The organism is Streptococcus sp. Marseille-Q0941 (genome assembly GCF_943736975.1).
In the GTDB taxonomy this organism is placed as follows: domain Bacteria; phylum Bacillota; class Bacilli; order Lactobacillales; family Streptococcaceae; genus Streptococcus.
In genome coordinates this window covers 164,862-176,841 of record NZ_CALSFO010000002.1, presented here as the reverse complement: position 1 = coordinate 176,841, position 11,980 = coordinate 164,862, and the positions used below count along the sequence as shown (strand labels likewise).

Here is an 11,980-nt window from a genome sequence, read left to right as displayed (position 1 = left end):
GAACTCCATTTCTACTCTTACTATTTTACCATTTTTATGAAAATAAAAAAGCCACAAAGGGCTTTCTTAATTGTTTTTTGTGATATGGAAAGTCGTTCATCAACTGTAACATCTTTTCTTAAGTCTGTTTTGATACGAAGAAGTATTAAAAAAGCGGACAAGGTCTAGTTCTTTTTCTCACAACTAGTTTGTCCACTTTTTTAGATGAGTTTGGATTGTTAGTCCAATCTCTATAATCTAAATAATGTCAGTTTATTTTATTCTTCGTCTTTTTTCTTTCCCATTGCAAACAAACCTAGGAGCATTCCCATAACACCTGCTGTTGCAAGAGTAGTATTTTCCTTCGTACCTGTTTCTGGGAGAATATTTTGACGACTTGCAGGCGCCTGATAAGTCTTGTCTTGTGACATAGCGAGTGTTACAAGAGATTGATTCTCTTTGTACTCTGGGACATCATTGACAGCTGCTTCAGCTCCGTTTACACCACCTGTGTATTCCGGTACATCGTTAACTGCTGCAAAGACTGCATTAGCTCCACCTTTATACTCTGGGACATCATTGACAGCTGCTTCGACTGCATTCACGCCTCCAGTGTATTCTGGAACTTCATGAACTGCTGGTTCAACTCCATTCACACCGCCTGTGTATTCTGGAACTTCGTGAACTGCTGCTTCAACTCCATTCACGCCACCTGTGAACTCTGGAACCTCATGTACTGCTGGTTCTTCTCCATTCACGCCTCCTGTGTATTCTGGAATTTCGTGAACTGCTGCCTCTTCTCCATTCACACCACCTGTGAACTCTGGAACTTCGTGTACAGCTGGTTCTGTCTTAGCGCTTTCAGCATCTGCTTTCGTCAATTGAATGCGATATTCCTTAATATGTTTACCACTTTCTGAAACAAGATGAATCAAGACTGGAAGTTTATCATCACCACTATCAACAACAGTTGCTGCAACTTGTTCGCCAGCTTCTACTGTTACTTTAGGACGATTTCCACGGTAGGTTACTTGGTAATCCACACGATCTTCAGAGAAGTCAGCAATCTCTTTACCATCCACAAGAAGTTTGGCAGCTGTACTATCCTTAGGTTCCTCACTTGGAGCGATAAAGGCCATCTCTGTAATAGCTACACCCTTGGTATCAGGTTTTCTCTCCATACGCCATCTCATAGCCTTAGCTTTAACTGGAGCAAAGGTTACATGGATATCAGTTCCTGCTTGAATCTCTTGATCCGCACGGTATTCAACTTTCTCCCAGTTAGAAGGAGTGTTGAATGGGTGTTCTGGATCGTATGGTTGGTAGTTAGAGTAGTACTCTGGTGAATCAAATTCTGGTCCTACATAACGCTCTAAGACTAGTTTAGAAGGTGCGTCTGTTCCGCCGTCTGAGAAGAATCGAATACTTCCTTCAGCGACTGTACGTTCAACAATCTTACCAGCTTCTCTAAAGATAACCCCTACTGAAACTTCTGGATTATCAGATGGAGTTGGAGACCAGTTAGTCCAACGACGAGTTTCATCATCTGAACCATCGTTAACATAGTCCACACGGTCATGAGAATTTGGATCAATATCATTGGTTGCCGAAGCAAATGAACGGTTACTATCGTCATCAAATTCTGGGTTGTTTGAAAGATTTTCACCAAGTTTATCAGTCACACGTACCGCTACTTCAGCAGTTAAATCCGTTCCCAAAATGCGACCATGAACTGTAAATTCACCAGCATTCGCTAAGTTTTCAGCTGGAACTGCATCCCATTCAACGGCTAAATCTTTGACTTCATAGCCATCTTTACCTGTGAAATAAACGCCCACTTTCGTTGGTAGCTCAAGAGCATGGCCCTTAGCAACCAAGCGTGATGATTTAACGGCAACTAGCGGTTTACTTGCTAGCAAGTCCTTATCATTTGTAAAGTGTAGACGGTACTCTCCTAGAATATCTCCATTTTCAGCCTTAACTACAACACGAACTGGATCACCTTCATGTACGCTTGGAATCACTGTAGCAATACCATTATCTGATACACTTGCTGTTACAGTTGGTACTTTATCTTCCTTAGCTTCTAAATAATAGTCAGTCAAGCCAGGGTTAAAGTTTGGCAAATCTTTTCCATCTACTTGGATTTGAGCTTGAGCTTTCTTAGCTGCAGCTACTTGTTTAGAGAAGATTTGCATTTCTGTAATGGAAGTACCCCATTTACCATCTGGTCTAACCATACGAATGCGAACTGCGTAGGTGTTGACTTTATCAAAGCTAAAGTGAGTCATTTCTCCAGCTCTCACTTGATCTGGAGCTTTAAGATTTGTCACTTGTTTCCAGTTATTGTCATCGTTAAAGACGTGGTCTTCACTAGCAACAAAGCTTGGGTTCTTAGGAACTGTTGGAACATCTTTTCCTACATAGTATTCAATCACATAAGACTTAGGTGCACCGACACCGTGGTCTTCGTGGAAAGCTACGTTAAGGTTATCAACAGAACGTTTAGACAGGATACCAGAATCACCAAAGAGAATTCCCACGGATGCTTCACTTGTACGTTTCCAGTTTGTCCAGCGGTTTGCTGGTTGGTCATTAAATGAGATTAATTTGTCATTAACATTAGCTACTGAATCACTTGGATTTGAGTCTGATGCAAAGGCAAGTGGCAACTCAGAACCTGTCCACTGGTCAGAAATGTTAGCACCAGTTTCTGTCTGTGCAGAAACACGAACATGAAGTTTGGTTGGTAGTTGAGTACCTTCCACATGTCCTGTCACTGTAAAGCTACCTTCTTGTGCATATTGGCTCGGGTCAATAGCATCCCAAGTCACCTTAGCTGAAGATACTTGGTCGTTTGAGTGATAAGTGCGAACACTTTCTGGCAATTGAGGAGCTTCTGAAACAGGAGTTGTTGTCGTTACTTCTTCGACTGCAATGATACCTTCTACAGAAACTTTTGCATGAGCTTCGTTTTCGATTCCTTCTACTTTACCTTTAACATCAAAGCTGTGGTATTTGGCAAGGTCTTCCTTAGCAACTGCTTGCCAAGTCACCTTGTGAACTTTTGGAAATCCTTTGTCGTACTCTACAGTTACTGTCTCAGGTAGACTTGGTTCTTGGTTCAAACCTGTCACGACACTAACTGGACGAATGGCTTGGACAACTTTACTTTCAGTGTTTGCTTGGATGTTCAAGTCAATCTGACCTTCTGCTCCTTCAAATTGAGCTTTCAAAGTTACTTGACCAGGTTTATGCAATTCAAGCATACCTTTACGAACAGCTACGTCTCCTTGACCTGATGTAGAGAAGCTTACCTTGTCAGCCTTCAATTCTGCCTGTGTACCATCTTGATAGTGAGCCAATACCTTGATACCAACTGTTTGGTCTTCTTTCAGTGCAGCTGCATTTTCAACTTCTAGGCTCAAACGTTCAATCTGCGGAGCTTCTTGTAAGAATTGGATAGCATAGGTTTGAAGTGCTCCACCATCATTTGGTTGAACATAAATACTTGCACGCATACCATTTGCTTCGTTCGCTTGAATAACCGTCACTTGCGCATTTTCAGCCAAAGCCTTGACTTCAGGTAAAGCAGTTCCATAAGCAAGTTTATGGTAGAGAACTGGCTGGTCAGTTGAAAGACCTTCTACAGCTTGGTCAGCTACAGTTACAGTCGGTACTACCGGAGTAGCTGCTTGACCTTCTGCGACTACAAAGGTCGCATCGATTTGGTCATCACCTGAAATTCCTTTAACTTGGATACGAGAGCCTGGGATAGCCAATTTAGCTTGATCTTCTGCTGCAACTTCCCACTTATCAACATCATAACTTCCTACAGTACCATCTGACAATACATAGGTAACAGATGGGTCAACCGTACTTAGATCTGTAGTTGGTGCAATTCTCTTAACTACCGGTAATTCTGTTTCGAGGGCCAAGACTTCAACACGCGCTTCTACATCACGACCGTCTGCCACACCTTTAACAGTAAAGATCCCTGATTGGTTGACATTAACTGCTGACCATTCTACTGGAAGTTTTGCACGGCTACCATCACTATAAATAAATGCTACTTTTGAAGGCATTTTCGCTTCTTGACCAATAACTGTACGTACTTTAGGCACTTCTGTTCCTAAAACTGTTTTTTCTGCTTGGTCTTTTTTACCTGTGAAGATCGTTGTTTGACCAGATTTCAAGAAATCAGAGTGGGCAGTCAAGGTGAATTTACCGGCTTGCTCCGTTGATTTGACAATCACAACACCCTTACCATTAAAGGCTTTGCGAATCCATGAACCATCTGCTTGTTCTTTGTAACGTTCACGGCTAGCTTGTTCCCCGTTGTCCACACCGACAATCTGACCTTGTCCATGTAACTGGAAGCGAACAAGGTTATTGGCAGTTGGAACTACGTTACCTTTGCTATCAACAATTTCGTAGTAGATATAAGTGAGGTCTTTTCCGTCAGCTGCAATAGCATTTTCTTCTTTGACCAAACGAACCCCTGCAGGTTCTCCAGCAGTCACAATCTTATCACGAGCAATGATATTACCAGCTTCGTCACGAGCTACTGCTTCTAAAGTACCAGCTTCAAAAGCAACCTTCCATTCAAGGTAAAGTTCATTAGGTTTAGCACCCTCTTGGTAAGTCCGTCCATCACTTGTTTGTTTTTTAGTAAATGTCTTCTTGCCTAGAGTATTACCATTCAAGAATAGTTCTACACTTGCAGCATTAGAATAGGCGCGGACTGGAATATTACCATCTGCATCCGCTACATTCTCTTTTAGAGTAGGATTTGCCCAGTTCCAATGAGGAAGCAAGTGAACCATTGGTTTCTTCTCAGCAGAAACCCATTGGCTTTGGTACAAGTAGTAGTCATGTTTTGGAATACCAGCTGTATCTACGATACCAAAGTAAGAGCTTTTAACCGGTGTGTGGTTTTGGTTGTGCCATGGAGTAGGTTCACCAATATAGTCCGTACCTGTCCAGATGAACTGACCTGCATAACCTGCATTGTCACGGTCAAAAGTCCAAGATGCTGTAGCTGTTTTACCCCAACCAACACGGTCATTTCCGTAGTCTGATTGCTCGTAATTACGGTAGGCCTGATTGCTGTGGACCAATTCACGTTCTGGACGGAAATAACTTCCACGTGTACGAGTAGCTGAGGAAGTTTCAGAACCGTAAATCAACCAATTTGGATGCTTCGCACGAAGTTTCTTGTAGTTATCTTCTGAGTAGTTAAAACCAACGGCATCAAGTTCATTGGCAATCTTTTCATGGTCACCACTACCATCACCAAAACGGAACTTATCTGCTCCCATAGTGACATAGCGTGTCTTATCAACAGCCTTGATAACTTGAACCAAGCGTTTAACTGTTGCTAGAGAACGAGGTTTTCCGTCTGCTTCACCGATTTCATTACCGATAGACCACATAACAATAGCAGGGTTGTTCTTTCCTCGTTCAACCATGGTACGAAGGTCAAAATCAGACCATTTTTCACCTTTCTTAGCGTCTGGGTGAGTAGCATCTTTGTCAAAGAAGCGACCGTAGTCATACTGTTTCTTACCACCATACCAAGTATCAAAGGCTTCTTCTTGGACCAACAAACCAAGCTCAGCAGCAATCTGTAAAGTCTGCTCACTAGCTGGGTTGTGGGTTGTACGAATAGAGTTCACACCCATATCCTTCATCTGTTTAAGACGACGGTATTCTGCTTTATAGTTTTCTTCAGCTCCTAGAGCTCCATGGTCATGGTGAAGAGAAACCCCGTGGAATTTAATGCGTTCACCATTCAAAGAGAAGCCTTCATTTGGTGTCCAGTTGTAATAACGGTAACCAAACAAATCTTTCTTAGCATCGACCAACTGGCCATCACGATAGACACGAGTCACCAATTCATAAAGGGCCGGTTTATCATTGAGGACTGTCCAAAGTTTTGGTTTGTCAACTTGCAAAATAGCATTTAAACTTGTTGATTCATGTGCTTTCAAGGTACGGCTCGCTGTACGAACCAATCCAGTAACAGCCTGACCACCTCGTTCAATGATTTGATACTCAGCAAGAATTTCATGATCTTTATCGTCAGTATTGACAATCTTACTTGTTACATGAGTATCTACCTTGCCCTTCTGTTGTTTTTCAAGGTCTGGCGTTAAGATCGTTATTCCATTTTTCTCAGCATGGACCTTATCTGTGACTTGAAGGGTAACATCACGGTAAATTCCGCTTCCTGAGTACCAACGGCTACTTGGTTGTTTGTTGATTGCATGTACTGCTACGACATTTTCGCGACCGTCTTTATGGAGATAGTCAGTGATGTCATATGAGAATTGGTTGTAACCATTTGGATAGTGACCAACTAGCTGGCCATTTACATAAACCTGAGAATCCATGTAAACACCATCAAAGGTGATGCGAACATTTTTATTAAGGTCTTCCTCGTCTAGCTTAAAGGTCTTACGATACCATGCGTCACCACCATTTAGTTGGCCACCTTCGTTTTGGGCAGGTGAGTCATGGTCAAAGTCATTGTAAATACTCCAGTCATGAGGAAGGTCTAATTTCTTCCAACTAGAAACATCGGTATCTGGCTTGACTGCATCTTTAGCATTGGCATTGAGCTTGAAATGCCAGTTTTGGTTGAATTCTACTTTTCTATCCTCAATCAACTGTTTAACCTCATCATTAGTTGCAGGTTTAAGCTCAGGTTTTTCAGTCTGAGCAGATTGGTCTTGAGTAAGAGCTGGGGCCTGCTTTTCTGAAGCTGAAATCTCTTTTTTATCGGAAGTAGATGGAATTTCTTCTTTTTTCTCTACTTCATGCTCAGTTCCAACTACTTCACTAGTAACAGGTTCTGTTGGTACAGCTTGTTCTGAAACTTTTGCTTCCGTAACTTGGTCTTTAGGTGTTTCTTTCTCCACATTTTCTGTAGCTACAGCGACTGGTGTCTCATCGGCAGAAACAGAATTTACAGTAGCTAGATTTGCTCCTAATAAAACAGAGCATGTCCCGATAAGTACCGAGCATGTCCCTACCGTAAATTTACGGATGCTATAGATACTTTTGCGATTCCAATAGTCTTTTCCCATAGGATTCTCCTTATTAAGTAACCGCTTCCATTTTTGTTGAAAGCGCTATACTTGTTTTGTAATGATTACTTCTATTTTATAAAATAATATAGGAAACTTCAATACTATGACTGTAAAACTCATACTTTTGATTCTTTTTTCTATAATTTGTAGAAAATTATAAAAAGCTGAATGTACATTTAATGAAAATTACAAAAGAGGCTGGGACAAAAGTCCTAGCCTCTCAATTGTCTTTGGATTGTCGAGCAAGACGCAGTGGTTGAGTGGGCTCTACTACGCTGATTTCATCAGCTTTTACAGCCCTACTCAACTGTGCGGAGGTGGGACGACGAAATTGAATTCTAACGAATTACCGATTTCTGTCCCACTCTCTCTGGCTTTTTTATGCATCTAAAATCAAATAATGACTTCTTTTTAGAACTTGATACTTGTTCAAGTTGATGGCTTTATTTCGAAACAGTAACCACAAATCCATCTGGCAAGATGACTTGCTGTCCATCTTCTTGCTCGCAGTGACTGGCTAAATCAACAGAATCTCTATCTAAAGTATATTTCTCAGAAGACTGATTAAAGATGGCTTGAACTTCTTTTCCTTCATAGCTCCATTTCAATGCTAGAACATGAGGTTTCACTTCTTGCAAGCTATATGAACCATGCTGAATCATACTTGCCGCTTCCTTACGGACTTGAATCAACTGTTTCATAAAATTTAGCATGTCATTATCCTCAGACACACGGTCCCAAGGCATGACACGACGGCAGTCAGGATCTGGTCCACCTATTAGAGCCAGCTCTGTTCCGTAATAGATACAAGGAGTCCCTTTTTGAAGGTAGAGGAAAGTTAAAGCAGCCTTGACATGCTGGATATTTCCTTTGGCAGTTGTAAGGATACGCTCTGTATCATGAGAATCTAACAGGTTAAACATTACCTCTGAGATTTGTTGCTTGTAGTACATAGACTGGCGATTGATTTCTGAAATAAACCGCTCCGTCTTTTTATGCTGACGCAAGAAATAATCCTTGATACTTTCAGAGAGTGGATAGTTCATAACTGCATGGAACTCGTCCCCTTGTAGCCAAGGCTGAGAAGTATGCCAGATTTCACCTAAAATATACAAATCAGGCTTTTTAGCTAGAACCGCCTTTCTAAAATCTTTCCAGAACTGATGGTCAATTTCATTGGCAACGTCTAAGCGCCATGCATCAATATCAAAATTCTCAATCCAGTAAGTCGCAACACTGAGAAGATAGTCCCTTACCTCCGGATTAGCTGTATTCAACTTGGGCATATAGCTAGCAAAGGCAAAGGTATGATAAGGGAGCTCTCTTGGGCTCTTAAGTTTATCCTCAGTAACTGGGAATTCTTGAATATGGAACCAATCTTTATAAGGGGACTTTTCTCCGTTCTTTAGAACATCCTGCCATTGGGCAGACTGGTAGCCAATATGATTGAAAACAGCATCTAGCATAATCTTGATGCCACGTTTGTGGGCTTCCTCGACTAAACTACGAAAGACTTCCTTATCTCCAAAATGACGGTCAATTTCAAAATAATCCGTTGTATCATACTTGTGATTGGTCGTAGCTTCAAAAATCGGGCATAGATAAAGGCCAGTGATTCCCAAATCTTTCAGATAGTCCAAATGGTCGATAATTCCCTGTAAATCTCCACCGAAAAAGTCATCTCTCTTAGGTGCAATGGTGGCATCCCACTCTCGAGCTCCATCTGGAGTCAAATGAGGATTTCCATTAGCAAAGCGTTCTGGGAAAATCTGATACCAAACGGTATTTGAGACCCAACTAGGAACCTGACACCCATCGATTTCGTGAACATAAGGAAGCTTAAAGCCATTTCCTTCAGCATCCAAGTTTTCTTGCGTATGTTCTACACAACCCTTATCTCCATAAAAGATTCCCTGACCTTCTTTATCAAGGAGTTCAAAGAGATACTGAATGCGTGCAAAATCAACAGAGACCGTGACCTGCCAATAATCAAATAGGGCATCTGAGGTTACTTTGGTCATTTCTTTCTTAGCTTCATACTTATCCTCAATGAAAATAAAAGGATCTCCATAATGCAAAATAACCATCTGGACATCATTTTTCTTGGTTCTGATTCGGATATGCAGCTGACCTTCTTTGTAAAGATAAGCATACTCTGATTCTGGTCTATGATAAATGGCTGTCAATTCCATCATTTGTCTCCTAAAATCAATAAAACGCAAACGTTTTCATGAATAATAGAACTAGTATACTATTTTAAGACTTAAATTGCAATAGTTGGTCAAATTTGACAAGAGAACAGCTCAACATAGATACTGTAGAATAGCACCTATCAATAAAAAGTTCCCAAACTCAGTCTTACAGTCTAATCAATCTGATAAAGTGTAAGTTCTTTTAATCCTCTGTCGTACAGGAAGGTTAAACAAATGTTATCTGTTTTATTTTGAACTTGGTACATTTGTCCATTCATACGATCTCATCCATTATCCCTTCAATCAGATCCCTAAGGCTCTCTGCTACATAAATCACTTGGTCAGGATCATGGATGTAGCAAATAATCTGTCCTTCCTGACCCTTCTTGTCTGGATCAAAATCCAGCATGAGATAACAAGAGTCACAATACTGGGCAAAAGGAAGCCATTTTTTATTAAAAAGATAGGGCTTAATTCTACCATCACGCATATTTTCCAGGTCTTGACTAGAAAAATAGTCGGGAAATTCTGTTAACAGAGCATCTCTATTTTGAAAGTACGTTTTACAAGTCTCAATTTCCTGCAGACTCATGAGAGAAAAAGTCAGATCTCTCTGGTCAATCACACAAGGTAAAATAGAGAGGTATTCACTCCCATTTTTATAGCTATAAAGTTCTTTGAAGTCACTAGGTAGACGAATACCAAGTCTTTCCTCAAAGCCTTGAAGCTCTTCCTCGGAAGCACCTGAAATATTCTGATAATCATCTAGGTATTCCTCTTCCACAGGATCATCCAAATCCCAGTCTTCAAAATACTCACAAATATAAGTTTCTATTTTTTTAACTTTGTCAATTAGTTGCATCATTTCACCATGATTTCTTTATTTTAATTAGCTTAAAATTACCATTACCGCTTATAACTTGTTTTTTCTAGGGAAATGGGCTCAGGATTTTGCTTAATCCAAGCAATAGCTAGCTGACACAGGCGGTCTAGGCGAGGCTCGTCATCAACATCTTTCCCATGAACTTGAGCAATAAGCTCTTTAGTCTCTGCTAATTCTTGATCTGAAAGAGGGATTCCTAGAGACATGTATTGAGGGAGAGCCTGAAGCATTTTTCTATAGTCCCTGTCCCAGTTGACCCCACCATTGCGATCCAGTTCATCTCGAACTTGACCTGGTATACGGATAACTTCTCCCTGAACAGTTTTGGCTGCTCCACTTGAAGGAATCAAGAAGGACCATAGTTGCTCATACTGTTCCTCCCAGCTACCTTCTTTTACGAGAATCGGAGAAACTCCATCGTGGGTTATTCGTTTGGCTACCGGCTTGACATCAAACAAAGCATAAAGTTTTTCTAGACCCTGATCTGCCGCTTCTAGATAGTCGGGATTGATCCCTTCTCTATGAAATTCAAAATCCTTACCAATATTTTCAACCTTTTCTTTCATAGCAGATGTTTTCTTAGCACCTGCATCCAGCAGCATAGAGGCAATTTCAGCTGTTTGGGCAATATAGATTCCTCGACAGACAGTGAGTACAGAGTCTAGTGGGGTCTGTCCCCTATCATTTTTAGGGTTAACATTTGCTCCCTTTTCTATGAGAAGTGCAACGGTCTTAGGATGAAAAAACTCTGCTGCCATATGCAAGGGTGTATTGCCATAAGTATTGGTTTGACACAGTTGGATTTCAGGTACTTTCAGTTTAGCTTTATATCAACCATCATCAAAATCCAACTATTTTCTTATTTTAAAAAATATGAATAAGTTTGATTGAATGAGGGAATTTCTTTAAATTTTTTCTTAGCACCTATAAGTTAATAATACTATTCTTTAAATTATAGTTTATAATTATCTGATGTTTCAATGACCACAAAACAAAGTACAGCGAATCACTTCCTTTAGTCAAACATATAACTGAACAACATTGTTTATCTTCCTGCACTTTCATATTTTTTCAATCCTTTTCTAAAAATTGTACGACTGATAATAATCAAAAAAACTGTAAAAACTATTTGATAGAAAAATAGGTTCAATGTATCTTTCCCTAAAAATATTAATACTGCAGGATTGGCAATTAATAAATTGGGAACAAATAACATAGTGATCAATCTGTTAATACCTGTAAAAATATTATATGGATACTTAGAAATTCCAATATAATTCAAAAATACATCTACTTTTGAAAATTTAGTTGGGAACCAAAATGAACTAATCGTTATTAGAAACCAAATTGAATAATATATAATACAACCACACATTAAAGAAAGGATATAAAATAATATTTTTAATGAATTTAAATGTACATTTAAATTTCCATAACTTATAAAAATGATCGCAAGACCAAAAAAAGTATTCACGAATTGAACTAAATTAAATGATCTAAAAATATAGAACAACTGAGTATCAAACGGCCTCAATAAAATTTGATCCAAGTTACCACTCAAAATATCTGATTCTAAAATTCCCATACTTCTAATTAACAATCCCATCATAACTCCATCTACAATAGTGTAGGAACCTACCAAAAATAAAATTTGATAATAGTCCCAACCATTAAAAGAGTCTATGTTTAAGAAAATCAATCTAAAAAATACAATAGGTAAACCAATCCACAGTATCGACGAAAATAGACCACAAAAGAAGTCAAAATGAAAATTCATATCAGATTTAAAACCAAAATGAAGTAGCCTAAAAATTACTTTTATTCTAAACATT

General features: G+C 39.6%; 3 protein-coding genes and 4 pseudogenes. All 7 read right to left on the bottom strand.

What is annotated here, in order from left to right:
- Nucleotides 1-257: 257 nt before the first annotated feature.
- Nucleotides 258-782 (bottom strand): annotated as a pseudogene (locus NGI26_RS09235) (SIALI-17 repeat-containing surface protein); the annotation flags it as partial.
- A gap of 27 nt (nucleotides 783-809) precedes the next feature.
- Nucleotides 810-6,680, bottom strand: a pseudogene (locus NGI26_RS01625) (Ig-like domain-containing protein); the annotation flags it as partial.
- Between the two features lie 242 nt (nucleotides 6,681-6,922).
- Nucleotides 6,923-7,070 (bottom strand): annotated as a pseudogene (locus NGI26_RS09290) (YSIRK-type signal peptide-containing protein); the annotation flags it as partial.
- Between the two features lie 446 nt (nucleotides 7,071-7,516).
- The gene (locus tag NGI26_RS01620; RefSeq protein WP_251935348.1) at nucleotides 7,517-9,265 is read right to left on the bottom strand and encodes a glycoside hydrolase family 13 protein; all 1,749 of its coding nucleotides are present in this window, start codon (nucleotides 9,263-9,265) and stop codon (nucleotides 7,517-7,519) included.
- A gap of 274 nt (nucleotides 9,266-9,539) precedes the next feature.
- Complete coding sequence (locus NGI26_RS01615) at nucleotides 9,540-10,127, bottom strand: SMI1/KNR4 family protein (protein ID WP_251935344.1); 588 nt, start codon at nucleotides 10,125-10,127, stop codon at nucleotides 9,540-9,542.
- A gap of 44 nt (nucleotides 10,128-10,171) precedes the next feature.
- Nucleotides 10,172-10,933, bottom strand: a pseudogene (locus NGI26_RS01610) (ankyrin repeat domain-containing protein); the annotation flags it as partial.
- Between the two features lie 260 nt (nucleotides 10,934-11,193).
- Nucleotides 11,194-11,979 carry an ABC transporter permease gene (locus NGI26_RS01605; protein ID WP_003013947.1) on the bottom strand — a complete coding sequence of 262 codons (786 nt, stop codon included), beginning with the start codon at nucleotides 11,977-11,979 and terminating at the stop codon, nucleotides 11,194-11,196.
- Nucleotide 11,980: the final 1 nt, after the last annotated feature.

What these genes read in the sequence shown, in the direction of transcription:
- NGI26_RS01605 (WP_003013947.1), bottom strand. Translation starts at nt 11,979, where the DNA reads ATGTTTAGAATAAAAGTAATTTTTAGGCTACTTCATTTTGGTTTTAAA.
- NGI26_RS01620 (WP_251935348.1), bottom strand. Translation starts at nt 9,265, where the DNA reads ATGGAATTGACAGCCATTTATCATAGACCAGAATCAGAGTATGCTTAT.
- NGI26_RS01615 (WP_251935344.1), bottom strand. Translation starts at nt 10,127, where the DNA reads ATGCAACTAATTGACAAAGTTAAAAAAATAGAAACTTATATTTGTGAG.